We start from the raw sequence: 25,647 nt of genomic DNA on the forward strand, positions 1-25,647 counted from the left end.
ATCACCGTGCGGCGCGGTCGCGGGGCCGGTCGATCGACGCATAAACGGACAGAAGAAACCAGTCGGGAACGGCCCGGCACAGGTGTTCCGGCCCTTCCAGAACAAGGCGTCGTCCATTCCGTTCCGTCTGAAAATCACGCAGTCCCCGCCATATCTCCGCCATCACCAGGAGCGGTGTCCGAAGTGTGACATCGGCAGGCCGGGGCGGCGGCTTGAGACAGACCTCCGCCTCGCCGTCGGTACACCGTATCCAGAAACATCGCTGACTGGCCGGCTGATCGCTGAACACGAAACCGATGACGAGCGAACCTGACGGCAATGTGCCGACATCCAGACGGCGATGAATATTCCAGACGAGCCAGCCGGGGTCGAGATCGTCCGGGTCGATATCCCGGCTCCAGCGCTGTCCCCAGCCTCCGATCGCCGCCAGGACAGGCCGCAACGCCTCTCCGGCTTCGGTCAGCGCGTAGCCGCCCTCCGGCAATTGCTCCGCCACACCGGCCCGTTGCAGCGTGTCGAGCCGCTGTTTCAGCAGCGTCGGAGACAGACGCGGAACACCGCGCCGGATATCGTTGAAGCGCGATGCGCCGGCAGCCAGCTCCCGCACTACGAGCAGCATCCATTTCTGGGCCAGGACTTCGGATGCCAGTGCCACAGGACAAAACTGACCGTATCGCTGCGTCATACCGCGCTCCCTTGGCGTTCGTCCCGTAACAGGCAGAATGAACCGCGCGAGGTCCGCGGTCCAGATTCAGGACTGGAATGCCTGCACCATTCCGCCAGTCTGTGCGTGTCTTGCCCGTCGCGGGCATCAGTCCACAATGGAGCGCCGATCATGACAGCTCGTCCCGCCCTGCGCCTGACGCGCCGTCAGGCCCTCATCACCGGAGTAGCCAGCATGGCCCTGCCCACCAGTACAGCCAACGCCTCGTCCGGACCATCTTCATCCGGCCGCCAGCCCCGCTTCGACCGCGAGCAATTCGTTTCCGACTGCCAGGCCGCCGCACTGGAGAGCGATGCCCAGGCCGCCGTCAGCGAAGTCCTGGCACGCGCGGTCAGCACGCCGGACGCCGTTCTTCGCGCGCTCGGAGAGCCCTCACGTGCCGGACTTGATGTGCTGGTCGCGTCGCCGACCCTGACCATCTTCGCCGCCCACTGGACGCCGAACATGACGCTCCTGCCCCACGATCATGCGATGTGGGCTTCGATCGGCCTCTATACCGGGCGGGAAGACAATATCCTGTGGCGGCGCGGTCCGGACGGCATTCGCGCGACCGGCGCCCAATGCCTGTTTGCCGGCGACGTCGCCCGTTTGCCGGACAGCGTCATTCACTCGGTCACCAATCCGCTGCCCCGCTTTACGGCCGGACTGCATATTTACGGCGGGGATTTCTTCGCCGCCGAACGGCATCAGTGGGAACCGGAGACACTCGAGGAAGGCCCCTCGGACGGAGCCGCCATCGCGGCGCTATTCGAGGCGGAGAACCAGCGTCTGGGGTTGAACTAGGGGCCGGATACGGAAGGGACCGGGCTAATCGGCGTCGGGGAATATCGGCAAACGCCTAGCGCTGCGGCTCGGGTTCGATTTCCACGATGAATTCACGCGGATGCGCGACATTGAGGATGTCGCGGGCCCGTTCCTCGACATAGTCGAGATCGAGGCTGTCGGAACGCAGCCGGGCAGCGGTGGCTTCGAGACGCTCGCGCTCGGCACGGGCCTCGGCGAGCGCGATTTCCGTTTCGCGAATCTCGTTCTTCACGACAAGCCAGTTCAGCACGCCCTGCTCGCCGGTGAGCGCGTGATAGCCGAAATAGGCAATCGCCACCGCGAGAAAGAAGCTCGGAACCCAACGCTTGATCGCGTCCACCATCACCACCTTGTTCTTCGGCAGCGCTATGGCTGGCCTTGTCATGGTGCGCAGTGAACACGATCAGCGTTTAGGATTGATGAATCGTCCCGTTATGGTGCAGCAGCGCTACACTTAACCGGGCAAAGAGCCGTCGCTAGCGCGGCTTGAACTAATCACTGTCACGGCGGACGCTTCCACGCCGGGGAGCTCGCTCAAATTCCAGGCGCTCAATCGCATCATTGACATTCCGCAAGCCTGCTCGCCGCTCCTCAAGCGCCTCATACAATGGCGCCAGCCGAGCTTTAATACTCGACACAGCGGTCAATTCACAATCGAGCTCCTCGGCTGCGTCTAATTCTTCTTCTATAGCGACGATTTCCTGTGCAGTGACGTCAACCAGTTGCTGCCATTGCAAGCGGTCTGCATAAAGATCTCCCAAGCGTATCTGGGATAATTCTGTGAGTGTTCCTGCCGCTGTCGGTCCATTCTGTTCGGATTGCGCGTGCGCCTCATCCCCCATTTCGATACGGAGGTGCTCAACGCTGCTCCGCAAAGCATCGCCGGTGTTTGTCGCGATGGCCGGCTCGCTGCAGCCGACCCAAATGAGCGCCGCTGCTACCCAATGTCGTCTCAAATGCCCCTCCAACTCTGCACGGCACAGGATTCACCTACACCGTGCAGAGCGCAAGAGAGCGCGCTCCGGATCAGCTGATCCCGGCGTCACCGGCGTAAAGCGCCGTCTCGCCGAGCAGCGATTCGATACGCAGGAGCTGGTTGTATTTGGCGGTACGATCCGAGCGCGCCAGCGAGCCCGTCTTGATCTGACCGCAATTCGTGGCGACGGCGAGGTCGGCAATGGTCGAATCCTCGGTCTCGCCGGAACGGTGAGACATCACCGCGCCATAGCCCGAGCGCAGCGCCATATCGACGGCATCGAGCGTTTCCGAGAGCGTGCCGATCTGGTTGACCTTGACGAGGATCGCATTCGCCGCGCCCGTCTCGATGCCCTGGGCCAGACGCTCCGGGTTGGTCACGAAGAGATCGTCGCCGACGAGCTGGCACTTGCCGTCCAGGCGCTCGGTCAGGGCGCGCCAGCCGTCCCAGTCGTCCTCGGCCATGCCGTCCTCGATGGAGATGATCGGATACTGGCTGACCAGCTGTTCGAGATATTGCGCGAATCCGGCCGAGTCGTGGCTCTCGCCGGCACCTTCCAGCACGTAACGCCCATCCTTGTAGAATTCGGTCGAGGCGACATCGAGGGCCAGCGCGACGTCTTCGCCCGGCTTGTAGCCGGCCTTTTCGATGGCGGACATGAGGACGTCGAGCGCCTGCTCGGCCGAGCTCAGATTCGGGGCGAAACCGCCCTCATCGCCGACATTCGTGTTGAGACCGTCCGCCTTCAGGCCCGATTTCAGCGCGTGGAAAATCTCCGCACCGCAGCGCAGGGCTTCGGAAAAGCTCGGCAGGCCGACGGGCATGATCATGAATTCCTGGAAGTCGATCGGGTTGTCGGCATGGGCACCGCCATTGATGACATTCATCATCGGCGTCGGCAGAACGCGCGCATTGAGCCCGCCGACATAACGGAAGAGCGGCACGCCCTGGGCTTCGGCGGCGGCCTTCGCCGTCGCCATGGAGACGCCGAGAATGGCGTTCGCACCGAGTTTGGCCTTGTTGGCCGATCCGTCGAGCTCGATCATGGTCTCGTCGATGCGGCGCTGGTCTTCCGCATCCATGCCGGCAATGGCCTCGAAGATTTCGCCCTCGACCGACTCGACGGCTTTCTGGACGCCTTTGCCGCCATAGCGCTCGCCGCCATCGCGCATCTCGACCGCTTCATGGGCGCCCGTTGAGGCACCAGACGGTACGGCCGCGCGGCCGAAGCTGCCGTCCTCCAGCAGGACATCGACTTCGACGGTCGGATTGCCGCGGCTGTCGAGAATTTCGCGGGCGATGATATCGGTAATGGCGGTCATGAAGTCGCTCTCTGGCTGGGCAGCCCGCATCGCTTCGGCGGGCGCCGGAATATCCTGCTGCGCTTCATAACCAATGGGCGCCTCAAAGCAAGGGCATGGACGGGGGGCCGGCTTGCAGATTCAGGTGGCGAGACGAACCCGTCTCCGGGCCGCTCATGGCAGTTCCAGGGTGGCGGACGCTGAAACCTCACTCGCCTCCCTGTGCACGGCACCAGGCTTCGGCAGCGCTGTCGGATTGCAACTCCTCGCACGTCCCGTCCCAGTCCGCGATTACCGTGCGGATCATGGCCATCCGTTCGGCCGGCAAATCAGCAGGCGCCATATAGGCCAATGAAACCTGACTCAGGACCGACATGGCATCGTCCCAGATCGTGCGCGAGAAGCTGTCGCGTTCCGGCGCGACCGCCCGGCGGGCATCGACGAGCAGTGCGGTCAGCGAGCCGTCGCGAATCAACTCCTCCACACGGGCTATAAGGGCCCCGTGTTCCGCATAGGTGGCGACATCTTCGATGCGGGCGCGATAACACCCCGGATAAGCAGTGGGTTCGAGTTTGATGCCCATATGTCTTCCTTGTGAAAGCAGACGATAAACTGTTTACGCCCCAGCTCGAACCAGCCTGGGGTTGTGCCGCCGACTGGCTCCGCCACTCATACCGGCCATTCAAACGAAAACGCGCCCGGCAATCACCGGGCGCGTCTCCAGAATTCGTGTGCCGTTTGCCGGCTGCCGGGAGAGGATCAGTCCTCTTTCGGCTCCAGGATCTGGCGGCCGCGATACATGCCGGACTTCAGGTCGACATGGTGCGGACGGCGCAGTTCACCGGAATCCTGGTCTTCGACGTAGACCGGGTTGTCCAGCTTGTCGTGGGCCCGGCGCATGCCGCGCTTGCTCGGCGTCGTTTTTCTCTTAGGGACGGCCATGAGCCTCTCCACAGGTTATGAATCACGGGTCCGGACAGCCAGCGCCATCCGTTTGAGCCGCGCCGTATACAGGCTTCCCGTCACGCGTGCAAGCACTGCAGGCCGACGGAATGCAGGCAAACGCCTAGCCGTTTCGGTCGAGCCGGACGCTTCCGCCCATGGAAGAGCGCAATTCATGGTTCGGCGGCGCGCCCGAAACGCGAACTTCCGCTCCCGTCGAAGCGGACGCCGTTATGCTTTCGGTTGCATGCACACGAAGTTCCGCGCCCGTCGAGGAATCAATGCTGACATTCGCACAAACGAGATCGCCGGCATCGAGTAGCGCGCCAGTGCTGCCGTCGAGATCGAGCATCCCGCAGCGGCCGGACAGCTCGACTTCGGCGCCCGTGGATACGTCCAGCTCGAGATTATCCGAATCTATCTCGAACGCCTGCGCCTCGATCCCGCGGCTGAATTCCAGACTGTCGATGTCCGGCAGGGTGACGCGGACCGTCACGTCCAGCCAGCGGCGTCGGGAGAACCAGTGCGTATCCTGATCGACCTTCAGTTCGTCGCGACGGACGCGAAGCTCGATATCCTCGAAATCCTCTGCATCGCCTTCCAGCACCACGGAGTAGGCATCGCCCTGGGTAACGACGATATTGTAGCCGCCGCCGGCATCGACTCCCCGGAAGCCGGAAAGATCGAAACTCTGCGTATCCTGCGCAACGGCGCTCCCGGCCAGCAGGCCGGCGCCGATCACGGCCGCGACGGCCGTCCTCAGTGATCTGGTTTGCATGCGTCACTCCCTGTTCCACCGGGCCCCGCACATGGAGCCGGCCTCTGCCTTTACTCACCAGATGCCTCGCACGGTGGGTTTGGATGCAGACGCAGGATAGAAGTTCCACAGAGACAACGCCAATCGCGGGGATGAGATATGGATCTCGGACAATTCGGCACCTGGTCTAAACGCATCGCAGACTGGTCGGTGGAGTATCTCTCCACCCTTCGCGACCGCCCTGTCCGACCGCGCGTGGCGCCCGGCGATGTGCTCCACCGGCTTCCCGAAACGCCGCCGGAGCGTGCCGAGAGCATGGAGACGATCTTCGGCGATTTCGAGCGCATCGTGCCCGATGCCATGACCCATTGGCAGCATCCGCGCTTCTTCGCCTATTTCCCCGCCAATGCGGCACCCGCCTCCATGCTGGCCGAACAGCTCGCCAATACCGTCGCGGCCCAGTGCATGCTCTGGCAGACCTCGCCCGCGGCAAGCGAGATGGAGACGCGGATGGTGGACTGGATGCGCCAGGCGGTCGGCCTGCCCGAAGGCTGGCGCGGCGTGATCCAGGACAGCGCATCCTCGGCCACCCTCTCCGCCGTCATGACCATGCGCGAACGCGCCCTCTCTTGGCGCGGCATCCGCTCGGGTCTGTCGGGCGAGGCCGCACCGCGCATCTATGCCTCCGCCCAGACCCATTCCTCGGTCGACAAGGCGGTCTGGGTCGCCGGGATCGGGCAGGACAATCTGGTGAAGATTCCGACCCGGGACGATTACGGCATGGACCCGGACGCGCTGCGCTCCGCCATCGCCGCTGACCGGGCTGCCGGTCACCTGCCTGCGGGCATCGTGATCTGCATCGGCGGTACCGCCATCGGCGCCTGCGATCCGGTCGCCGAGATCATGGATATCGCCGAGGAAGAAGGCCTCTACACCCATATCGACGCAGCCTGGGCCGGTTCTGCCATGATCTGCCAAGAGTTTCGCGATATCTGGGCCGGTGCGGAGCGCGTCGACAGCATCGTCTTCAATCCGCACAAATGGCTCGGCGCCCAGTTCGACTGTTCTATCCAGTTCCTCAGGGACCCGACCGACCAGCTCAAATCCCTCACCCTGCGCCCCGACTATCTGGAGACGCCGGGCTTCGACGATATCGTCAATTATTCCGAATGGACGATCCCGCTGGGGCGGCGCTTCCGCGCCCTCAAGCTCTGGTTCCTGATGCGCGCCTATGGCCTTGAAGGACTTAGGGAACGCATCCGCAATCATATTGCCTGGTCGAAAGAGGCCGAGACCGCCATCGCCGTCCTGCCCGGCTTCCGCATCGTCACCGACGGCCGCTTCAGCCTCTTCACCTTCCGCTACGAACCGGAGGGCCAGGACGCCGACCAGGCAACCGCTGATCTGCTTGAGAGAATCAATGCCGACGGCCGCACCTATCTCACCCAGACACGGCATGAGGGCCAGTTCGTCATCCGCTTCCAGGTGGGACAATTCGACTGCACGCGGGAGGATGTGATGACGGCGGTGCGGGTGATTGCGGAACTGGCCTTGGATTAGATCAACGGCACACCTGCATGCCTGAAACATTGATTCCGCCCCTCCTCCCTACCTCGTTTGAAGACCGGGCAGGCAATACCTATATATTGGATATGGTCTTTCCGGACTTGATCGGGCGTCGTGATACGTTCCGGGACCAGCCCTCGAAGCAAGTGCTGCAGATCGCCTGACAAACCGGCCTCGAGCCCCGTCGACAACCGAGACCATCCGGAAAGAGGGTTTGCTCGGACAATACGGAGGTGATCGAGATGAAAACCCGAACGATCGAAGCGAAAACCGGATTCTCCGGAACACCTGCCGAAATCCTTGCGCGGCAGATCATGTCGACGGATGTGATCTGGGTTAAGCCGGATCTGCCCGTCCACGAAATCGCGTCCCTTCTCGCCCGTCTCCACATCAGCGCGGTTCCCGTTCTGGATAACGGGAAGATTGTCGGCATCGTATCTGAAGCCGACATTATCCGGCGCGAGGAGCTGGGAACGATCCGGACCGACCGGAGGAATGCGCAAGACGGGCCCAGAGCCGCTGATGTCATGACCCGCGACGTCGTAACCATCGGCCCCGATACGCCATTGCGCGAGATCGCCCGCCTCATGCAATCGAAAAACATCAGGCGATTGCCGGTGGTCGACGGGCGGCACCTAGCCGGCATCGTCAGTCGCGCCGACATCGTGCGGACGCTGGCTGCACGCCCCGATGCTCCGCATGCGCCACTGACATCGGACGACGACATCCTTCGCCTCGCCGTCATCGACGCATTGATGCGCTTTCCCGGTGCCAGTCCCTGGCTCACCAGCGTGACGGTCGCCAGGGGCGTCGTGGAACTGGACGGACTGGTCGAGGACGAAACTGCCCTCATTCCGTCCCGCGAGGCTGCGGCAAACCTGCCCGAAGTCGCAGAACTTCACGACAGACGCACTGTGCTGCAACCCTATTGAGGGCCGGCGGAACGAGCGCCAAGGGAATGACGGGGACAGGCGCATTCTAGCGCCAATTCCACCCGTCCCCTTTTTCTCTTACTCCACCACGCCTTTGGCGTGGTCCCCCTCGCCCATCAAGGGCGAGGACCTGCTCTTAGACCATCCGGCTCTGGTGCAGCGCCGCGGCGATGAAGCTGGCGAAGAGCGGGTGCGGTTCGAAGGGACGCGATTTCAGCTCCGGGTGGAACTGCACGCCGATGAACCAGGGGTGGTCCTCGATCTCGACGATTTCCGGCAGCACGCCGTCCGGCGACAGCCCGGAGAAGGTCAGGCCGCAGGCTTCCAGCTTGTCCTTGTAGGCGACATTCACCTCATAGCGGTGACGATGGCGCTCCTCGATATGGGCTGCCCCGTAGATCTCGCGCACACGGCTGCCGTCCTTGAGCACCGCCGGATAGGCGCCCAGGCGCATCGTGCCGCCCAGATCACCCTCGGCCGACCGCGTCTCGACTTCGTTTCCGCGCGTCCACTCGGTCAGAAGACCGATGACCAGTTCGCCCTCATTGGAGAATTCCGAGGAGACGGCATTGGATACGCCGGCGAGATTGCGTGCCGCTTCGAGCACCGCCATCTGCATGCCGTAGCAGATACCGAAGAACGGCACTTTTCGCTCGCGCGCGAATTTCGCCGCGGCGATCTTGCCCTCGACGCCCCGCTCGCCGAACCCGCCCGGTACGAGCACGCCGTGCACGTCCTCGAGCGGTTCGAACGGGTCGTCCTTCTCGAACTGCTCGCTGTCGAGCCATTTGAGATTGACCTTCACCCCGTTGGCGATGCCGCCGTGCGCCAGCGCCTCGATCAGGGATTTGTAGGCGTCCAGCAGGCCGACATACTTGCCCACCACGCCGATCGTCACTTCACCGTCCGGATTGGCGATGGTGTCGGAAATCGAATTCCAGCGGGTCAGGTCCGGCGCCGGAGCATCGTCGATGCCGAAACAGTCGAGGATTTCCGTGTCCAGGCCCTGGCGGTGATATTCCAGCGGAACGTCGTAGAGCGAGGACGCGTCGCGGCCTTCGATGACGGCGCTTTCCTTGACGTTGCAGAACAGCGCAATCTTCCGCTTGTCGCTCGGCGGGATCGGAATCTCGCAGCGGCAGAGCAGGATGTCCGGCTGGATGCCGATCGAGCGAAGCTCCTTCACCGAGTGCTGGGTCGGCTTGGTCTTCATCTCGCCGGCCACCTTGATGAAGGGCAGCAAGGTCACGTGAAGGAAGACGGCATTGCCCTCGCCCAGCTCCTGGCCGAGCTGGCGGATCGCCTCGAAGAAAGGCAGGCCTTCGATATCGCCGACTGTGCCGCCGATCTCGCACAGCACGAAATCGACATCGCCCGCATCGGACAGGACGAATTGCTTGATCTGGTCGGTGACGTGCGGGATCACCTGCACGGTCGCGCCGAGATAATCGCCCCGGCGTTCGCGCTCGATGATGCGCTGATAGATCCGGCCGGTCGTGATGTTGTCCGCCTGGCTGGCGGGCACGCCCGTGAAGCGCTCGTAGTGACCGAGATCGAGATCGGTCTCCGCCCCGTCATCGGTGACGTAGCACTCGCCATGCTGATAGGGCGACATCGTGCCCGGATCGACGTTGAGATAGGGGTCGAGCTTGCGCAGGCGGACCTTGTATCCACGCGCTTGAAGCAACGCACCAATTGCGGCGGAGGCGAGGCCTTTTCCAAGTGAGGAGACCACGCCGCCCGTAATGAAGATATATCGCGGCATGGGCCGTCTGATTATCCCAGATTCGGGCGCGTCGAAAGACGCGCGATGAAATTTTTGATGATTCAGGTGTGCCGGGCGCAAAAGGCGCCCGGGCTGTCGAGGCCCTAGCCGTCAGTGGGGACAGGCGCGCCGGTCTCATCCTCGTCAAGGATGGTCGTGGCCGGATCCTCGAGCGTCCGGTCGAAAACGCTCCGGCCGCTCGAATCGACGCTGTAGACGATCGCCAGCAGGATTGAATTGGCGATGAAGGCCGCAGCCAGCACCATGGTGACGCGCGACAGCATCGTCGCCGCGCCGCGACCGCTCATCATGCCGCCGGCACCACCGCCGCCGCCAATACCCAGAGCGCCACCTTCGGATCGCTGCAGGAGGATGACCCCCGTCAGGCCGAGCGCGACCAGGAGCTGGATGATGAGAAGTACGTTCGCCATGAAATAACCGCCGTCGCTTCGGGATACGCCGGACCGGGATCACGGTCCGAACGACCGCCCGATCACATGGCGGCGCGTTTTATACCAGGCTCGCCGTCTTGGCCAGTCTCGTCTGCTCCTCCGGACGCAGCTTCCGCGGCGGCGTCCTCGGCGTCCTGTTCGGCCTGCTGGGCCGCCAGGTCCGCCTTGCGCTGCGCCGCCTCTGCCTTCGCCTTGAGGCGCTTGCGCAGATTGGTGACCGTCCGGCCGATCTCGTCGGAGGACCGCTCGAGCGAGTCTCCGTTCGCGAAGGCCGCGTAGGCGCCCATGGCGAGTTCCTTGATGAGCCGGAGATTGCTTGGAGCCGGGTTCTCTGCCTTGCTGATGGTCTGGACCTGGTCGATCAGCGCCTCGGCGACTTCCGCCGCCTCGCGCCGGCTCGCCTTGACCAGCTGGGCGCGAAGCTCGCGCGCCGAGCGCATCATGTCGGCGGAATCCAGCGGCACCGGAAGTCCGCCCTCGGTGTGCTTCGAGATGTGCAGCTCGGCCGTGATCACGATCCGCATCGCAATCCGTCGCAGTCGCTCGGCCACCACCGTTTCCTTGGCTTCGCGGATCCAGTTATTGGCGTCGTTGAGCGCTTCCTGGTCGTTCTCCACTGTCGCCTGAAGGAAATTCGGGACTTTCAGCGCAGGCGCGTCCGACGCCCGCTCGGAATCCTTGCGGCGATCCGGACCGATATAGTCCGAAGTCACGACGAAATCCTTGCGCCCCTTGATCAGCGTCTTGACCCGCTCCTCGGCGAAACTGGTCGAGAAAGGACGTACGATGAGGTCGTCCGCGCCGCATTCGATGGCGCGGCGGATATGCGTGGTATCGCGACTCCACGTGGTCAGCAGGAATACGACGAACGGATTGGCGCCCAGCTCGCTGCGGCGGACCTGGCGCACGATGTTGAAAATATCGGAGTCGGTCGCGCTCGATTCCGCGACGACGAGCGCGGGTGCGGAATCGGCGAGCACGGTCTTGAACTCGGCGAGCGATGAGACGCACTCGATCTGCCTGAAACCGATCTCGAACAGCGCGTACCGTGTGGTGCGCTGATTTACGTGAACGGGGTCAAACAGGAGGACGGAAGCCCGGGCGTAGTCGATATCGGCCATACTCGGAACTGCTCCTGCGAAAACTGCTGACAACTGAAACCCAGTTGAACAGCCTTGCAGGAAGAAGTTTCGATCCGCTTACCGGGACAGTTCGGATTCGGGACCAACCGCGCCAATGATAGCAGCGAAATCCGCCGACTTCAGACTGGCTCCGCCGACCAGGGCGCCGTCGACATCCTCAAGGGACAGCAGCTCGCGCGCATTCGCCGGTTTCACCGATCCACCATACAAAATGCGGGTATCCGCACTATTCGGCAGCACCGAACGGATCGCGGCATGCATCTCGGCAACATCGTCCGGGGATGCCGTGCGGCCCGTGCCGATCGCCCAGACCGGCTCATAAGCTATTACCAGTTCATCACTTTGAGGGATGGAGTCCCTGACCTGCTGCGTGACGATCTCGGTCGCCTTGCCGGCTTCGCGCTCCTCGAGCGTCTCGCCCACACAGACGATCGGGACCAGACCGGCCGCAACGGCCGCTTCGGCCTTCGCCTTCACCACGGCGCTGGTTTCGCCGTGATCGGCGCGGCGCTCGGAATGTCCGACGATGACATAGGCAGCGCCCGCATCCGCGAGCATAAACGCGGACACATCGCCCGTGTGCGCGCCCGTCGCCTCGGCATGGCAGTCCTGCCCGCCGGTCTTCACCACACTCGCACTGCAGGCCTCGCTGGCAGCGGCCAGAAGCGTGGCCGGCGGACAGATAAGCACTTCGGCGGGCGTGGCCTCGGCCGCACCGGCGATCGCTTCGAAAAAGCCGAGACTTTCCCGCTTGCCGTTCATTTTCCAATTGCCCGCAATAAGGCTGCGCCGCGACATCTGCCCTCCCCGGTGATCATCCGCTGTCCTTGTGCCCGGGAGGTGTAAGGAGCAAATTCGCGGCGGGCAATTCCCCAGCTGCGGCCGGTCGCAACCTGACATCGCTTCAGCGCCTGCCGATGCTGACGCTTGCGACACTGAATCCCCCCCGTTACCTTCCGCGCAATATTGTCTGGAGCACCACCGACTCATGCTGACGAATTTTCGCGCTTTCGCCCAATCGCCGCTCGCCCTGGTGATCATCGTCCTGCTCGTCCTGAGCTTCGCCGTTTACGGTGTCGGAGGTATCTTCACCGGCAGCGGCACGGCCGTCGCCGTGGTCGGCAACCAGCAGATCAGCGTTCAGGAAACGCGGCAGGCCTTCGACAGCGAGCTGCGCCGCATCCAGACGGAAAACCCCGGCTTCACCCGTGAACAGGCCTATGAGATGGGACTGCAGGACCAGGTCATGCAGCGCCTGATCACCTTCGCCAGCCTTGCGGCCAAGGCCGAGGAAATGGGTCTCGCCGTCTCCGAGGATGCCGTGCTGGCCGAAATTTCCGAGATTCCGGCTTTCCGCAATCCGGTGACCAATCAGTACGATCCTGAGACAGCCCGGGCGGCGCTAGCGCGCGCGAATATTACGCCGGAAAGCTTCCAGTCCGACGTCGAGGGCGACATGCTTCGCCGCCAGCTCATCGTCAGCCTCGCCGGTGGTATCGACGTGCCGCGCTTCCTCGCCGAGACCCGCGTCGGCGTCGCTGCAGAGCGCCGCCGTATCCGCGCCATGCTGATCGATCCGTCCGCCGCGACCGATGTCGAGGCGCCGAGCGACGAAACCCTCCAGGCCTTTATCGAGAACAATGCCGAGATGCGCGACCCGCTGACCGGTCTGGAATTGTTCACCGCGCCGGAATTCCGCGCCATTACGCTCGTGCGCTTCCGTCTCGAGGATTTCAGCCGCGATATCGAGGTCGACGAATCCGAATTGCGCGAGATCTACGACTATCAGGTCGAGACCGGGGCTTTGGGCACGCCCGCCATCCGCAGCTTCGAGCAGCTTACCGTTGCCGACGAAGCAACCGCCAATGCCGCTGTGGAGCAATTGTCGCAAGGCGTGGATGCGGCCGACGTCGCATCAGCCCTCGGCCTCGATACGCCGCTCGTCCAGGAAGACGTGCAGGCCTATGAAGTTCCCGATGAGACGCTGTCGGAAGCCGTCTTTGCCATGGCGACGGGCGAGGCCCGCGCCGTCGAAGGCCGCTTCGGCTGGTCTGCCGTCGTCGTTACGGCGGGTCAGGACGCCGAACTGCCCAGCTTCGAGGAGCAATTGCCGGAACTTCGCGCCGCCGCGGCGCGCGAACAGGCGCAGGACGCGATGTTCGACAAGATCGAAGCCTTCGAAGGCGCCCGCGCCGGCGGTGCCTCGCTGGAAGAGGCAGCCCGCATCGCCGGTACGCCGATCGAAATCTTCGCCCCGCTGGACATTTACGGCCGCGACCAGAGCCTGGAGCTGGACTTCCAGCGTTACCAGACCATGGGCCAGACCATTCTGCCGACCGCCTTCGATCAGGTGCAGGGCTTCGCTACCGATCTTCAGGATTACAACGAGACCGATTATTTCACTGTCCGGGTCGACGAAATCATCCCGTCGCGGCCGCGCGAGCTTGCCGATGTGCGCGACGAGGCGGAAGCTCGCTGGCGCGCCATCCAGGTCGACACCCAGCTCCTGGCGGCGGCGGAAAGCGCGCTCGCCCAGCTGGAAACCGGCGAAGACATGGAGATCGTCGCGCTCACGGCCGGCGGCCGCAATGAAAGCGCGACCCTGAGCCGCGGCGAGACAGCCGATAATTTCGGCCGCAATATCGTCAGCCGCGCCTTCACCCTCGCACCCGGCGAGTGGGCCATGGTGCCGCCCTCGGGCGACGGCCAGTACGCCATCATCACCGTCGACGAGGTCATCCCGGCCGGTGAGGCGGAGCTGACGGCCGCCGCTGTGGATCCGGTCGAGGACCAGCTGACCACGGAAATGTCGTCCGACATCCTGATCGCGCTCCAGGCGGCGCTCCTGCAGGAATACGAAGTGGGCGCCGACGCGGTCGACGGACGACTGCTCGCGACGGCTGTGGGCCAAGACCCGAATAATCCTCAATGACGGCGTCGATTCCGGCCATAGCGCCCGACTTCAAGACGGTCGCGGCGGCCTATGAACGCGGGGAAACTTCGGTCCTATACACGCGGCGCGTCGACGATCTGCTCACACCGGTCGCCGCCTATCTCCGGCTTGCCGCGAGCGATGCGAACACCTTCCTGCTCGAATCCGTCGAGGGCGGCGCCTGGCGCGGGCGCTATTCCGCTATCGGCTTCGACCCGGACCTGATCTGGCAGTGCCGCGACGGCGTCGCCAGCGAGGCCCGCGGCATGGATGTGGACCGCCGCCGCTTCACGCCGCTGGACGCCGCTCCCATGACCGCCTTGCGCACGGTCATTGAGGATGCACGCTGCCCACTTCCAGAAGGCGCGCCGCCCCTCGCCTCCGGCCTGTTCGGCTATGTCGGCTACGATATGGTCCGCTATCTGGAGCGCCTCCCGGAAAAGGCCGCAGCGGATCCGCTCGAGGTTCCGGAAGCCTGCCTGATCCGTCCCAAGGTGATGGTCGTCTTCGACGCGCTGAAGCAGGAAATCTCGATCTATTGCCCGGTCCGTCCGGGCGAGTATTCCGCACGCGAAGCCTATGACGCGGCTGCCGAACGTCTTCACGCGACGCTCCGCAAGCTCGCCGCTGCGACACCGGATGTGGCCGCACCGGAAGGCGCGCTCGGCGACCGAGTCTCGAACCAGTCCGAGGACCAGTACCGCAACGCCGTCGAGACAGCCCGCCGCTATATCCGCGCGGGCGACGCCTTCCAGATCGTCCCCAGCCAGCGTTTTTCCGCCGATTATCCGGCGGATCCTTTCTGCCTCTATCGCTCCCTGCGCCGGCTCAACCCTTCGCCCTTCCTCTTTTTCTTCCGCTTCGACGGTTTCGAGATCGCTGGTTCCAGTCCGGAGATTCTCGTTCGCCTGCGCGATGGCGAGGTCACCATCCGCCCGATCGCCGGAACCCGTCCGCGCGGCCGTACGCCGGCCGAGGACGACGCGCTGGAAGCCGACCTTCTGGCCGATCCTAAGGAACGCTCCGAACACCTCATGCTGCTCGATCTGGGCCGCAATGATGTCGGGCGGATATCAAAACCCGGAAGCGTGAAAATCACCTCGCGCGAAATCGTCGAACGCTACAGCCACGTCATGCACATAGTCTCCAATGTGACGGGCGAGCTGAGCGAAGGCGAAGACGTCGTCTCGGCCCTCTTCGCGGGCTTCCCGGCTGGCACGGTCTCGGGCGCGCCGAAAGTGCGGGCGATGGAGATCATCGACGAGCTGGAACCGCACCGCCGTGGCGTCTATGCGGGCGCGGTCGGCTATTTCAGTGCAGACGGAGGCATGGATACCTGCATCGCCCTGCGCACGGCCGTTTTCAAGGATCGCCGCATGCACGTCCAGGCCGGCGCCGGCGTCGTCTTGGACAGCGATCCGGAATCCGAGCGCGTCGAAACCGTCAACAAGGCCGCCGCCCTCTTCCGGGCCGCGGAAGATTCGCTGGGCAGCTGAGATTTACTCCCTGACCGCCGCCATGGCGGGAATGCTCACGGAGAGCTGGTCGGCGAGTGTGGACACGGAGACGAGTTCCACCCCGCGGGCCTCGACGGCATCGATCCAGCTTTCAAGCTGGTCCAGCGTGACATCATGCGGGTGGCCGATCACGACGGCCCAGCCACGCTCATTGGCGAGGGCCTCGGCATCGTCCAGGCGCGCGGCGATATCGTCGGCGCTGATGACGTGGTCGAGGAAAATGTCACGCTCCAGCGTGCGCAGCCCCAGACCGTCGGCGACGGCGCGGCCGCGGCTCTCGCCGGTGGTAACGGAGTCGAGGAAAAGCGGTTCACGATCGGCGACGGCCGACAGGGCCACGCGCATGGCGCGCGGATCGCGGGTGAAGCGGCTTCCCATATGATTGTTCAGCCCGATCGCATGCGGAACCTGCGCCATGGACCAATGCAGGCGTGCTTCGATATCGCTGTCGGAAAGATCCAGGCGCAGGGCATTGGGCCCCGGATCGGCGAGGCCGACGGGCTCCATCGGCATGTGCAGGAGCACGTCGTGGCCCGCCGCATCGGCAAGCGCGGAAACCTCCGCCGCTCTTTGCGCATAAGGCAACACGGCGACGGTTACCGGCGCCTCGAGCGCCGCGACGCGGCGCGCCGCGTCGAAATCCAGGCCGACATCGTCGATGACCACCGCAATGCGGGGCGGCAGCGGCTGACGCGGCAGGTTTTCGGTTACCAGCGCCGGCGCCAGGGCGAGGCTGGTATCGGAGTTCGCAGCGAGCTGGACCTCTGCGGGCGCCGTCCCGGCGCTCATGAGCGGTTCGGCCGCGCGGGTCTCGAGCACGCGAAGCGAACGGGTCGCGATTGACTGCCGCGCCTGCGGTCGCGCGGTCTCCGCGGCCGGGTCGGCCGCCACGAAACCGGACAGCGCCATCCCGCCTGCAACGCAGACAAGCGCCGCCACCGCGCCGGCCAGGGCCGGAACGCCGGTATTGGGCTTACGAATCGGGCGCAGGTGACGGGAAGACATGGCATCACCTCGCGACAGCCCGGTTAATCACGCGTTAAACCTCTGCGTCTGCCACCCGCAATGGCCAGTCCCGGGAAAGCCGATTACCCTGCGCACACGGAGAGACCCATGCTTCTGATCATTGATAATTACGACAGCTTCACCTTCAACCTCGTCCACTACTTCCAGGAGTTGGGCGCGGCCACGCACGTCGTTCGCAATGATGCCCTGAGCGTTGCTGAAGCCCTCGAACTCCGGCCGTCCGGCGTCGTCCTGTCGCCGGGGCCGTGCGATCCGGACCGCGCCGGCATCTGCCTCGACCTCATCTCCGAGGCGCCCGAGACGCTGCCCATTCTCGGCGTCTGCCTCGGCCACCAGTCGATCGGCCAGGCGTTCGGCGGCGATGTGATTTCCGCCAAATCGATCATGCACGGCAAGACGAGCCCGGTTCGTCACGACGGAACCGGGATTTTCGCCGGCCTGCCCTCGCCTTTCACCGCGACGCGCTATCACAGCCTCGCGGTCAAGCCTGAGACGCTGCCCGACTGCCTGATCGCGACGGCGCACACCGAAGATGGTGAGATCATGGGCCTCGCCCATCGCGACCGCCCGGTGCACGGCGTCCAGTTCCATCCCGAGTCGATCGCCTCCGAGCACGGGCATGATCTCCTGCGCAATTTCCTCGACTTCACGGGCCTTCCCCGCAGTGCCGCTGCCTGAACCGCGCGTGGCGATTGAAATCGCCGTCCGTGCAGGCTAGAGCCAGAGGGTTCGCTTGGTTCAGTTCCGGATGCCTGAAGTATGCCGATCCTGATGCACATCGCCGCAAACGCCGCACGTCCGCTGGACGTGTGCGATCGGCGTGTGGACGGGTCGCGCGTTCGATACTCCGCACCGGTCGCGATGTCCGCTCCCGGCGGGCGATGGCGCGGGATCGCCTGACAGCGCGCCTGCAGGGCGTGACCCGATCCCGTCTCGGCTTGAAGCGGCCCGCCGCCGCACCAGTTGCGACCGCCGACCCGATATCATCGCGAGACCAGCAACACGCGATCCAGACATGAAGAGACAACCGGCATGAGTCATCTTGCCCAATGCCTGCAGGCTTTCAGCCAGGGCGAACGCCCCACCGGCGACGCCATTTCCGGCGCCTTCGACCAACTTATGGACGGCGATGCACCCGATGCTGCCATCGGTGGCTTCCTGATGGGTCTGGCCGCTCTTGGCGAGCGCCCGTCGGACATCGCCGCGGGCGCCCGCGTCCTGCGCGGTCGCATGCAGACCATCACGGCGCCGGACGGTGCCATAGACACCTGCGGCACGGGCGGCGACGGCAAGGGCGCCTATAATATCTCCACCGCAGCCGCCATCGTCGCGGCCGGGGCCGGGGCCATCGTCGCCAAGCACGGCAATCGCGCTGCGTCGTCCCAGTCCGGCTCGTCGGACGTGCTCGGCGAACTTGGCGTGAAACTCGACTGCCCGCGCAGTGCTGTACAACGCTCGCTGACCGAGGCCGGCGTCGGCTTCCTCTTTGCCCCGGCTCACCACTCGGCGGTCCGCCATGTCGCCAGCGCGCGCAAGGGCCTTGGTGTAAGAACCGTCTTCAACCTTTTGGGACCGCTCGCGAATCCGGCAGGCGTCAAGCGCCAGCTTCTGGGCGTCTATCATTCGCGCTGGCTCGTCCCCATGGCCGAAGCGCTGCGCGATCTGGGCTGCGAACATGCCCTCGTGATCTGCGGCCAGGACGGTATGGACGAGATCACCACCACCACGCTGACCGATGTCGTCGAGCTTCGCGACGGCGAGATCAACCAGCGTGTCATCGATCCGGGCGTCTTCGGCCTGCCCCGCGCGACCGAGGCCGAACTCAAGGGCGGCGACCCTGCCCACAACGCCGCCGCCATCCGCCGCCTGCTCGACGGCGAACCCGGACCATTCCGGGATATCGTGCTGATCAATGCCGCCGCCGCCCTCACCGTCGCCGGCAAGGCGGGCGATCTGGAAACCGGGATCACGCTCGCGCGCGAAGCCATCGACAACGGTCAGGCGCGCGAGGCCCTTGTCCGCATGGCCGCCATTTCCCAGGGCGAGGCCTGACCCATGACCACGACCCCTGACACGCTGGCCCGTATCGGCGCCTACAAGCGCGACCATATTGCTGCCTGCAAGGCGGCCCGTCCCTATCAAGACATAGCCGCTGCCGCCCGCGATGTTTCGCCGGTGCGCGGTTTTCGCGCGGCGCTGGAACGTGCCGCGGTCGATAACGGTCTCGGCCTCATCGCCGAGATCAAGAAGGCCAGCCCGTCCAAGGGGCTGATCCGGCCCGACTTCGACCCGCCCGCGCTCGCTCGGGCGTATGAAGCCGGCGGCGCGACATGTCTCTCCGTTCTCACCGACACGCCCAGCTTCCAGGGTGCGGACGCCTATCTGGGCGCCGCACGCGAGGTCTGCGCACTTCCCGTCCTGCGCAAGGATTTCCTCTACGACCCCTATCAGGTCGCCGAAGCCCGGATGCTCGGCGCCGACGCCATTCTCGTCATTCTCGCCGCCGTCGACGACGATACGGCGCGCGCCCTGATCGAGGAAGCCGCACGCTGGTCGATGGATGTCCTGGTCGAGGTTCACGACGCGCCGGAGATGGACCGTGCCCTGGCACTCGAAGCGCCGCTCATCGGGATCAACAACCGCAATCTGCGAACCTTCGAGACCTCTCTGGAGACCTTCGAATCGCTCGCACCGATGGTGGGGAACGGCCAACTTCTCGTGGGTGAGAGCGGTATCTTCACGCCTGCGGATGCGCAGCGGCTGGAACGGGCTGGCGCGCGTGCCCTTCTCGTCGGGGAAAGTCTTATGCGCCAGGAGGATGTCACGGCCGCGACCCGGGCGCTCATGGCGCGCTCCGGCTCCGCTTGACGCGATTCAGGAACACTTGTAGAACAAGCGCGGTATTCCTGATTTGTTCCCAGGGCTTTTTCGCCCGGAACGCTGCCGAGAGGGCCGACCCGTGCTGACCCGGAAACAGAATGAGCTCCTGCTCTTCATCCACAAGCGGATCAAGGAAACGGGCGTCTCGCCCTCTTTCGACGAAATGAAGGAAGCGCTTCAACTCGCTTCGAAATCCGGCGTTCACCGCCTTATCACGGCCCTGGAAGAGCGCGGCTTCATCCGCCGCCTCGCCCACCGGGCCCGGGCGCTGGAAGTGCTGAAACTGCCCGAATCCGCGGCGGCCGTGGCCGACAAAACCGTGCCCAAGGGCGATCTCGGTCCGAATGTCGTCCGCGCCGACTTCAAGAAGCCTGCGGAAGACGAAACGCATGAGGGCACGATCGAAGTACCTGTCCTCGGCCGGATCGCCGCTGGCGTACCGATTTCCGCCATCCAGCACGAGACCAATCGCCTGCCCATACCCGTCGACATGCTCGGCTCAGGCGAACATTTCGCGCTCGAGGTCAAGGGCGACTCGATGATAGAGGCCGGTATTCTGGACGGCGACACCGTCCTGATCCGTCGCTGCGAATCCGCCGATACCGGCGATATCGTCGTCGCGCTCGTCGATGACGAGGAAGCCACGCTGAAGCGCCTGCGCAAGAAAGGCGGCTCGATCGCGCTCGAAGCGGCCAATCCGGAATACGAAACCCGAATTTTCGGTCCGGACCGCGTGAAGGTCCAGGGACGCCTCATCGGCCTGCTCCGCCAGTATCATTGAGAGCATCACTGATCGAAGCCTTGTCCCCCGGTCAGGCACTTTTTCTTTCCGTTCTGTGCCCCTTGCGAGGCGCGCGCGCGTGCAGGTAAGTGCGGGCACGCAAACTGGCGACATCAATCCCACACTGCGGGTCCAATATGGGAACATACGCGTTCTGTAGGGCCAACCTGCGAGCATACGCGTATATGTCCGGACCGACCGCGCGAGTTTCCGGCCCGGTGCTAGCGCTGCTGCCAGGGGCGCATGGGTCTGACGGGCGCGACTTGCCGGATACGCCGGATGCGGCCGCCCTCGGTCCAGATGAGGGCCCCGCCCCGGCGGGCCAGTTGCCCGGCGTCGAGCACGAGCGCCTCGCAACGGCGCCTGATATGCGCGGGCAGCGTCCGGCGCGTCACGATCAGGGCATTCAGCCGGCAATCTTCCCCGATTGCCTCCAGCGACGTCAGCGAGGCCACCTGCAAGCCTGCGGCCTCACCCGCGCAGCCGAGACTGTCGCAGGGCCAGTCGAAACGTCGGGGGCGATCGCGCTCGCCCTGACGCTCGAGGAAGACACGCGCGGCGAAACGGTCGCGGCGGCGGTCGCTGACGGCCCAGCCATCCTCCCCGTCCTGTGCCACCACCACCGCGCCTTCGCTCACGAATAGATCGGGACGCGACGTCAGCCCGGCGGCGAAGACCGCAATTATCATGACAGTTGCACCGGCGGCTTTCATCAGGCGCGGCAAAACGACCAGGCCTGCGAAGCCGACCGCATAGACGGCAAGCCAGCCGCCCGGTGCGGCCGCGACGGCCTGCTCCGAACCGCCCAGCCCGGACACGAAATGGGCGATTTCGAGCACGCGCTCCAGCCCCCAGCCCATGACGAAAAGTGCCGGTCCCTCCAGGCCGAGCGGCATCAGGAACAGCGCCAGCGCTCCGGCGGGCATGACCAGGAGAGAAAAGACCGGCATGGCAAGAAGATTTCCGAGCAAGCCGAAGCTCGCGAGCCGGTGGAAATGAAAAGCGGAAAAGCCCGCCGTCGCAAATCCGGCGACGCCGCTGGTCATGCTCAGCCCGCCCAGAAAACGTCGCAACCCGCGAAACGGGGCAAAAGGCGCCGGATCCGGCTTGCGCGCCTGCCAGAGGTCTGCAGCGGCGATCAGGGCAGCGACGGCGGCGAAGGACATCTGAAAGCCCGGCGTGACGATGGAATCCGGTCTCATGGCGAGGACCGCCAGCATGGCCAGCGCAAGCGTGTGCAGGGACAGGGCGCGCCGGCCGAGCACCACCGCCCCCAGCACGGAAAGGGTCATGATGAAGGCGCGCTGCGTCGGAATGGCGCCGCCCGACAGCGCGAGATAGCCCGCTGCTGCGAGCATAGCGATGAGCGCGGCCGGGCGGGCGGGATCATGCCGCCGCGCCCAGGGAATGAAGCCGGCGAAAGCGGCTCGCAGCGCAAAGAACACGCCACCGGCTATCAAGGCCATATGCATACCGGAAATGGCGAGCAGATGTCCCAGACCCGCTCGCCGCAGCGCGTCCGTGTCCTCCGGCGGCAGGCCGGACCGGTCACCGGTCAGAAGGGCCGCGGCCAGCGCGCCGCTGCGCTCGGGCAGATGCGAGCGTATCCGTTCGGCCATCCGCCACCGCAAGGCCGCGAGGCTTCGCTCCCAGCGATCCTGATCCAGTTCGGGGCCAGGCTCCGGATCCGCGATGGCATAGCCGGTCCCGGCGAGACCCGCATAAAGCGCGTGGAAGGCAAAGTCATAGGCACCGGCGACCGGGGCCCGGCGCGGCGGGGCGAGAACGGCGGCAATGGAGATCGTATCGCCCGGCCGTAAATCGCCGGGCCGGGCGCGGACGCGTATCCGCGCGGCCGGACGATCCGCTCCATCCTCCGAAACCCTCAGCCTGACAAGAAGGCGCGGGCGTCCATTGGCATCGCTTTCGATGGCTTCCAGCCAGCCTTCGAATTGTCCGATGCGGTCGTGCGTATCGATAGGTTCGAGGCGAGACCGGGCCTGCGTGTGGGCCTGGGCGCGCCAGACACCGGCGGCGAGTCCGAGTACGACGAGAACCGCCATGAGACCGGCCGCGGATCGTCCGCGCCCTCTCAACCAGAACCAGGCTAGTCCGGCCAGAAGTGCGAGAGCCGGTGCCAGCCAGGCGAGAGGCTCGACGGGACTGGCAAAATAGATGGCCGTCCCGGTCGCGAACGCCAAAGCGGGAAAGATCGCCGACCCCGGCAGGGTCAGGCGATCCGGTGTCAGCCCCCATACTCCAGTCCCACGCCGCTCGCGTTGCGGCAGGCGTGCATCACGTTCCGGCACCATGCAGCCTTCGGTCTATCGCAAAAGCTGTTATTCATGCTAGGACGCATTTCCCTTCTTGCAGCGCAGCATGATTTCGCAAGTGCAGAACACAGAAAAACAAATTCGAACCCGCTTCGCGCCATCGCCAACGGGTTTCCTTCATATCGGCGGTGCCCGCACGGCGCTGTTCAACTGGCTGTTCGCCCGCCATCACGGCGGCGAATTCTACCTGCGTATCGAGGATACCGACCGCGCCCGTTCCACGCAGGAAGCGATCGACGCGATTCTCGACGGCCTGTCCTGGCTGGGCCTGGAATGGGACGGCGATGTCGTCTCCCAGTTCGCCCGTGCCGACCGCCATGTCGAAATCGCCAACGAACTCCTCGCCAGGGGCCAGGCCTTCCGCTGCTATTGCACGCCGGAGGAAGTCCAGGAATTGCGCGATGCCGCCTTCAAGGAAGGCCGCGCCCTGCGTTCGCCCTGGCGCGACCGCGATCCGTCCGAGGCGCCGGCCGATACGCCTTACACGGTACGTTTCCGCGCGCCGGGTAGCGATGTGGTGCTGGACGATGCCGTCCAGGGTCAGGTGCGATGGGCCGCGAAGGAATTCGACGATCTCATCCTGCTGCGCTCCGACGGAACGCCGACCTATAATCTCGCCGTCGTCGTGGACGATCACGATATGGGCATCACTCACATCGTGCGGGGCGACGACCACCTCGTGAATGGCGGCCGCCAGAGCCAGATCTATGATGCGCTCGGCTGGGACCGCCCGGTCTTCGCGCACATTCCGCTCATCCACGGCCAGGACGGCAAGAAGCTCTCCAAGCGCCATGGTGCGCTGGGTGCGGAAGCCTATCGCGATATGGGCTATCTGCCGGAAGGCCTGCGCAATTACCTCCTGCGCCTCGGCTGGGCCCATGGCGACCAGGAAATCTTCACCGATGCCGAGGCGATCGCCGCCTTCGACCTGAAGGGGCTGAACAAGGCGCCGGCTCGGATGGACATCGACAAGCTCAATCACATCAATGCACACCATATCGCCCAGGCGGAGGATGCGCGCCTCGTCGAGCTCGTCACGCCCTTCCTGGAAAAGCTGGAAAACCGTATCGACGATGCCGAACTGACCGCGCACCGGCTGAAATCGGCCATGCCTGCGCTGAAAGGCCGCGCTTCGACGCTGGAAGAACTGGCCCGGCAAAGCTATTTTCTCCTCAAACCGCGTCCCTTCCATCTCGAAGGCAAAGCCGCCAAGCCGCTGAACGACGAAGCGCGCGAACGGCTTTACCGGCTGTTCACGCGTCTCGAGGAGACAGGCGCGTGGGAAGAAGAGACTCTCGGCGCGGCCCTGAAGGAATTCGCCGAGGCCGAAGAGGTCGGTTTCGGCAAGGTCGGACAGCCGCTGCGAGCGGCCCTGACCGGTGGGGCACCGGCCCCGGATCTGGCGCAGGTCATGGCCTTCCTTGGCCGTGAGGAAGCACTGGATCGCATCAAGGATCAGATGACGCCGGCCGCGTAAACCGCAGCCGCGAAACAAGGGGATGACGTGATGGAAAACAAAGCCAAGCCGAACGGATCGGCGACCCTCAACTATAACGGCAAGTCCTTCGAACTGCCGGTGCTGAGCGGCGAGATCGGCCCGGATGTCATCGACATCCGCAAGCTCTACGCGCAATCCGGCATGTTCACCTATGATCCGGGCTTCACCTCGACCGCGAGCTGCGAAAGCCAGATCACCTATATCGACGGCGGCGAAGGCACCCTGCTCTATCGCGGCTACCCGATCGATCAGCTGGCCGACGATTCCAGCTTCATCGAGGTCTGCTATCTGCTGATGAACGGGCAGCTCCCGAAAGCCAAGGAGCTTGAGGACTTCGACTGGACGATCCGCCGTCACTCCATGTTGCACGACCAGTTCGACCAGTTCTTCCGCGGCTTCCGCCGCGACGCGCACCCGATGGCCATCATGGTCGGCACCGTCGGTGCCCTCTCCGCCTTCTATCACGACTCCACGGACGTCAATGATCCGGAAGCGCGCACGATCGCCAGCCACCGCATGATCGCCAAAATGCCGACCATCGCGGCCCGGGCCTTCAAATACGCCATCGGCCAGCCCTTCATCAGCCCGCGCAATGATCTCGACTATGCCGCGAATTTCCTGCGCATGTGCTTTGCGGTTCCGGCCGAGGATTACGAGAGCAATGCCGTTCTCGCGAAGGCGATGGACAAGATCTTCATCCTGCACGCCGATCACGAGCAGAACGCCTCGACCTCGACGGTCCGCCTCGCCGGCTCGTCGGGCGCCAATCCCTTCGCCTGTATCGCTGCGGGTATCGCCTCGCTTTGGGGTCCGGCTCACGGCGGTGCCAACGAAGCCGCGCTCAACATGCTCAACGAGATCGGTTCCGTGGACCAGATCCCGGAATATGTCCGCAAGGCGAAGGACAAGAACGACCCGTTCCGCCTGATGGGCTTCGGTCACCGCGTCTACAAGAATTACGATCCGCGCGCGAAGGTCATGCGCGAGACCTGCCACGAAGTTCTCGACGTGCTGGGCGTGCGCAACGACCCGACCCTGCAGGTCGCCATGGAACTCGAGCGTATCGCGCTGGAAGACGAGTATTTCGTCGAGAAGAAGCTCTATCCGAATATCGACTTCTATTCGGGCATCACGCTCAAGGCGATGGGCTTCCCGACCGAGATGTTCACCGTGCTCTTCGCCCTGGCCCGCACTGTCGGCTGGATCGCGCAATGGTCGGAGATGATCGAGGATCCGAGCCAGAAAATCGGGCGTCCGCGCCAGATCTTCACCGGCGCCACGCCGCGCGATTACGTCCCGCTGGCCAAGCGCTGACAGCC

Annotated in this window: 24 protein-coding genes; 11 read left to right on the forward strand and 13 right to left on the reverse strand. The window is 64.6% G+C overall.

The window, feature by feature from the left end; genetic code table 11:
• Position 1 precedes the first annotated feature (1 nt).
• Complete coding sequence (locus tag AC13HB_RS12430; protein WP_482950088.1) at positions 2 to 685, reverse strand: winged helix-turn-helix transcriptional regulator; 684 nt, start codon at positions 683 to 685, stop codon at positions 2 to 4.
• Positions 686 to 835: 150 nt separating this feature from the next.
• On the opposite strand from AC13HB_RS12430, the gene AC13HB_RS12435 reads away from it, so the two are divergent.
• Positions 836 to 1,507 (forward strand): hypothetical protein, encoded by a 672-nt coding sequence (locus AC13HB_RS12435; protein WP_482950089.1) that lies wholly within the window; start codon positions 836 to 838, stop codon positions 1,505 to 1,507.
• A gap of 55 nt (positions 1,508 to 1,562) precedes the next feature.
• Here AC13HB_RS12435 and AC13HB_RS12440 read toward each other — a convergent pair whose 3' ends face one another.
• The 6 genes from AC13HB_RS12440 to AC13HB_RS12465 form a co-directional block, all read right to left on the reverse strand.
• On the reverse strand, positions 1,563 to 1,913 hold the full coding sequence (locus tag AC13HB_RS12440; protein ID WP_482950090.1) for an FtsB family cell division protein: 351 nt from the start codon (positions 1,911 to 1,913) through the stop codon (positions 1,563 to 1,565).
• 106 nt (positions 1,914 to 2,019) lie between these two features.
• Positions 2,020 to 2,484 (reverse strand): hypothetical protein, encoded by a 465-nt coding sequence (locus tag AC13HB_RS12445; RefSeq protein ID WP_482950091.1) that lies wholly within the window; start codon positions 2,482 to 2,484, stop codon positions 2,020 to 2,022.
• A gap of 70 nt (positions 2,485 to 2,554) precedes the next feature.
• The gene (eno, locus tag AC13HB_RS12450) at positions 2,555 to 3,826 is read right to left on the reverse strand and encodes a phosphopyruvate hydratase (protein ID WP_482950092.1); all 1,272 of its coding nucleotides are present in this window, start codon (positions 3,824 to 3,826) and stop codon (positions 2,555 to 2,557) included.
• Positions 3,827 to 4,013: 187 nt separating this feature from the next.
• Positions 4,014 to 4,388 carry a hypothetical protein gene (locus AC13HB_RS12455; protein WP_482950093.1) on the reverse strand — a complete coding sequence of 125 codons (375 nt, stop codon included), beginning with the start codon at positions 4,386 to 4,388 and terminating at the stop codon, positions 4,014 to 4,016.
• A gap of 176 nt (positions 4,389 to 4,564) precedes the next feature.
• Positions 4,565 to 4,747 (reverse strand): 50S ribosomal protein L32, encoded by a 183-nt coding sequence (gene rpmF, locus AC13HB_RS12460; protein ID WP_482950094.1) that lies wholly within the window; start codon positions 4,745 to 4,747, stop codon positions 4,565 to 4,567.
• 124 nt (positions 4,748 to 4,871) lie between these two features.
• Complete coding sequence (locus AC13HB_RS12465) at positions 4,872 to 5,525, reverse strand: head GIN domain-containing protein (protein WP_482950095.1); 654 nt, start codon at positions 5,523 to 5,525, stop codon at positions 4,872 to 4,874.
• 138 nt (positions 5,526 to 5,663) lie between these two features.
• Between AC13HB_RS12465 and AC13HB_RS12470 the strand changes: the two genes are divergently transcribed.
• Together AC13HB_RS12470 and AC13HB_RS12475 are read left to right on the forward strand one after the other, a co-directional pair.
• Positions 5,664 to 7,064 carry a pyridoxal phosphate-dependent decarboxylase family protein gene (locus AC13HB_RS12470; RefSeq protein ID WP_482950096.1) on the forward strand — a complete coding sequence of 467 codons (1,401 nt, stop codon included), beginning with the start codon at positions 5,664 to 5,666 and terminating at the stop codon, positions 7,062 to 7,064.
• Positions 7,065 to 7,312: 248 nt separating this feature from the next.
• Entirely contained in the window at positions 7,313 to 8,002 is a 690-nt protein-coding gene (locus AC13HB_RS12475) for a CBS domain-containing protein (protein ID WP_482950097.1), read from the forward strand.
• Positions 8,003 to 8,138: 136 nt separating this feature from the next.
• Here the strand turns inward: AC13HB_RS12475 and AC13HB_RS12480 are convergent, their stop codons facing one another.
• The 4 genes from AC13HB_RS12480 to tpiA all read right to left on the reverse strand — a co-directional run bounded on the left by AC13HB_RS12480 (position 8,139) and on the right by tpiA (position 12,159).
• Positions 8,139 to 9,767 carry a CTP synthase gene (locus AC13HB_RS12480; protein WP_482950098.1) on the reverse strand — a complete coding sequence of 543 codons (1,629 nt, stop codon included), beginning with the start codon at positions 9,765 to 9,767 and terminating at the stop codon, positions 8,139 to 8,141.
• Positions 9,768 to 9,871: 104 nt separating this feature from the next.
• Positions 9,872 to 10,198 carry a preprotein translocase subunit SecG gene (secG, locus tag AC13HB_RS12485; RefSeq protein WP_482950099.1) on the reverse strand — a complete coding sequence of 109 codons (327 nt, stop codon included), beginning with the start codon at positions 10,196 to 10,198 and terminating at the stop codon, positions 9,872 to 9,874.
• 62 nt (positions 10,199 to 10,260) lie between these two features.
• Positions 10,261 to 11,340 (reverse strand): response regulator, encoded by a 1,080-nt coding sequence (locus AC13HB_RS12490; protein WP_482950100.1) that lies wholly within the window; start codon positions 11,338 to 11,340, stop codon positions 10,261 to 10,263.
• A 78-nt stretch (positions 11,341 to 11,418) separates the two neighbouring features.
• The gene (gene tpiA, locus AC13HB_RS12495; protein ID WP_482950101.1) at positions 11,419 to 12,159 is read right to left on the reverse strand and encodes a triose-phosphate isomerase; all 741 of its coding nucleotides are present in this window, start codon (positions 12,157 to 12,159) and stop codon (positions 11,419 to 11,421) included.
• A gap of 190 nt (positions 12,160 to 12,349) precedes the next feature.
• On the opposite strand from tpiA, the gene AC13HB_RS12500 reads away from it, so the two are divergent.
• Positions 12,350 to 14,293 (forward strand): peptidylprolyl isomerase, encoded by a 1,944-nt coding sequence (locus tag AC13HB_RS12500; RefSeq protein WP_482950102.1) that lies wholly within the window; start codon positions 12,350 to 12,352, stop codon positions 14,291 to 14,293.
• Complete coding sequence (gene trpE / locus AC13HB_RS12505; protein WP_482950103.1) at positions 14,290 to 15,789, forward strand: anthranilate synthase component I; 1,500 nt, start codon at positions 14,290 to 14,292, stop codon at positions 15,787 to 15,789. Before AC13HB_RS12500 ends, trpE begins: the two co-directional genes overlap by 4 nt.
• A 3-nt stretch (positions 15,790 to 15,792) precedes the next feature.
• Here the strand turns inward: trpE and AC13HB_RS12510 are convergent, their stop codons facing one another.
• Entirely contained in the window at positions 15,793 to 16,815 is a 1,023-nt protein-coding gene (locus AC13HB_RS12510) for a divergent polysaccharide deacetylase family protein (protein WP_482950104.1), read from the reverse strand.
• Between the two features lie 108 nt (positions 16,816 to 16,923).
• On the opposite strand from AC13HB_RS12510, the gene AC13HB_RS12515 reads away from it, so the two are divergent.
• The 4 genes from AC13HB_RS12515 (at position 16,924) to lexA (ending at position 20,497) form a co-directional block, all read left to right on the forward strand.
• The gene (locus tag AC13HB_RS12515) at positions 16,924 to 17,514 is read left to right on the forward strand and encodes an anthranilate synthase component II (protein ID WP_482950105.1); all 591 of its coding nucleotides are present in this window, start codon (positions 16,924 to 16,926) and stop codon (positions 17,512 to 17,514) included.
• Between the two features lie 354 nt (positions 17,515 to 17,868).
• Positions 17,869 to 18,888, forward strand: a complete 1,020-nt coding sequence (gene trpD / locus AC13HB_RS12520; RefSeq protein ID WP_482950106.1) for an anthranilate phosphoribosyltransferase — start codon at positions 17,869 to 17,871, stop codon at positions 18,886 to 18,888.
• Positions 18,889 to 18,891: 3 nt separating this feature from the next.
• Positions 18,892 to 19,704, forward strand: a complete 813-nt coding sequence (trpC, locus tag AC13HB_RS12525; protein WP_482950107.1) for an indole-3-glycerol phosphate synthase TrpC — start codon at positions 18,892 to 18,894, stop codon at positions 19,702 to 19,704.
• Between the two features lie 91 nt (positions 19,705 to 19,795).
• Positions 19,796 to 20,497, forward strand: coding sequence for a transcriptional repressor LexA (gene lexA, locus AC13HB_RS12530; RefSeq protein ID WP_482950108.1), 702 nt, complete (start codon positions 19,796 to 19,798; stop codon positions 20,495 to 20,497).
• A gap of 221 nt (positions 20,498 to 20,718) precedes the next feature.
• Here lexA and AC13HB_RS12535 read toward each other — a convergent pair whose 3' ends face one another.
• Entirely contained in the window at positions 20,719 to 22,809 is a 2,091-nt protein-coding gene (locus AC13HB_RS12535; RefSeq protein ID WP_482950109.1) for a ComEC/Rec2 family competence protein, read from the reverse strand.
• 67 nt (positions 22,810 to 22,876) lie between these two features.
• Between AC13HB_RS12535 and gltX the strand changes: the two genes are divergently transcribed.
• Both gltX and gltA read left to right on the forward strand, forming a co-directional pair.
• Complete coding sequence (gltX, locus tag AC13HB_RS12540) at positions 22,877 to 24,307, forward strand: glutamate--tRNA ligase (RefSeq protein ID WP_482950110.1); 1,431 nt, start codon at positions 22,877 to 22,879, stop codon at positions 24,305 to 24,307.
• 30 nt (positions 24,308 to 24,337) lie between these two features.
• Positions 24,338 to 25,642, forward strand: a complete 1,305-nt coding sequence (gene gltA / locus AC13HB_RS12545) for a citrate synthase (RefSeq protein ID WP_482950111.1) — start codon at positions 24,338 to 24,340, stop codon at positions 25,640 to 25,642.
• Positions 25,643 to 25,647: the final 5 nt, after the last annotated feature.

It is taken from the genome of Maricaulis sp. B-26 (assembly GCF_056857855.1).

What these genes read in the sequence shown, in the direction of transcription:
- AC13HB_RS12430 (WP_482950088.1), bottom strand. Translation starts at nt 685, where the DNA reads ATGACGCAGCGATACGGTCAGTTTTGTCCTGTGGCACTGGCATCCGAA.
- AC13HB_RS12435 (WP_482950089.1), top strand. Translation starts at nt 836, where the DNA reads ATGACAGCTCGTCCCGCCCTGCGCCTGACGCGCCGTCAGGCCCTCATC.
- AC13HB_RS12440 (WP_482950090.1), bottom strand. Translation starts at nt 1,913, where the DNA reads ATGACAAGGCCAGCCATAGCGCTGCCGAAGAACAAGGTGGTGATGGTG.
- eno (WP_482950092.1), bottom strand. Translation starts at nt 3,826, where the DNA reads ATGACCGCCATTACCGATATCATCGCCCGCGAAATTCTCGACAGCCGC.
- AC13HB_RS12455 (WP_482950093.1), bottom strand. Translation starts at nt 4,388, where the DNA reads ATGGGCATCAAACTCGAACCCACTGCTTATCCGGGGTGTTATCGCGCC.
- rpmF (WP_482950094.1), bottom strand. Translation starts at nt 4,747, where the DNA reads ATGGCCGTCCCTAAGAGAAAAACGACGCCGAGCAAGCGCGGCATGCGC.
- AC13HB_RS12465 (WP_482950095.1), bottom strand. Translation starts at nt 5,525, where the DNA reads ATGCAAACCAGATCACTGAGGACGGCCGTCGCGGCCGTGATCGGCGCC.
- AC13HB_RS12470 (WP_482950096.1), top strand. Translation starts at nt 5,664, where the DNA reads ATGGATCTCGGACAATTCGGCACCTGGTCTAAACGCATCGCAGACTGG.
- AC13HB_RS12475 (WP_482950097.1), top strand. Translation starts at nt 7,313, where the DNA reads ATGAAAACCCGAACGATCGAAGCGAAAACCGGATTCTCCGGAACACCT.
- AC13HB_RS12480 (WP_482950098.1), bottom strand. Translation starts at nt 9,767, where the DNA reads ATGCCGCGATATATCTTCATTACGGGCGGCGTGGTCTCCTCACTTGGA.
- secG (WP_482950099.1), bottom strand. Translation starts at nt 10,198, where the DNA reads ATGGCGAACGTACTTCTCATCATCCAGCTCCTGGTCGCGCTCGGCCTG.
- AC13HB_RS12490 (WP_482950100.1), bottom strand. Translation starts at nt 11,340, where the DNA reads ATGGCCGATATCGACTACGCCCGGGCTTCCGTCCTCCTGTTTGACCCC.
- tpiA (WP_482950101.1), bottom strand. Translation starts at nt 12,159, where the DNA reads ATGTCGCGGCGCAGCCTTATTGCGGGCAATTGGAAAATGAACGGCAAG.
- AC13HB_RS12500 (WP_482950102.1), top strand. Translation starts at nt 12,350, where the DNA reads ATGCTGACGAATTTTCGCGCTTTCGCCCAATCGCCGCTCGCCCTGGTG.
- trpE (WP_482950103.1), top strand. Translation starts at nt 14,290, where the DNA reads ATGACGGCGTCGATTCCGGCCATAGCGCCCGACTTCAAGACGGTCGCG.
- AC13HB_RS12510 (WP_482950104.1), bottom strand. Translation starts at nt 16,815, where the DNA reads ATGTCTTCCCGTCACCTGCGCCCGATTCGTAAGCCCAATACCGGCGTT.
- AC13HB_RS12515 (WP_482950105.1), top strand. Translation starts at nt 16,924, where the DNA reads ATGCTTCTGATCATTGATAATTACGACAGCTTCACCTTCAACCTCGTC.
- trpD (WP_482950106.1), top strand. Translation starts at nt 17,869, where the DNA reads ATGAGTCATCTTGCCCAATGCCTGCAGGCTTTCAGCCAGGGCGAACGC.
- trpC (WP_482950107.1), top strand. Translation starts at nt 18,892, where the DNA reads ATGACCACGACCCCTGACACGCTGGCCCGTATCGGCGCCTACAAGCGC.
- AC13HB_RS12535 (WP_482950109.1), bottom strand. Translation starts at nt 22,809, where the DNA reads ATGGTGCCGGAACGTGATGCACGCCTGCCGCAACGCGAGCGGCGTGGG.
- gltX (WP_482950110.1), top strand. Translation starts at nt 22,877, where the DNA reads ATGATTTCGCAAGTGCAGAACACAGAAAAACAAATTCGAACCCGCTTC.
- gltA (WP_482950111.1), top strand. Translation starts at nt 24,338, where the DNA reads ATGGAAAACAAAGCCAAGCCGAACGGATCGGCGACCCTCAACTATAAC.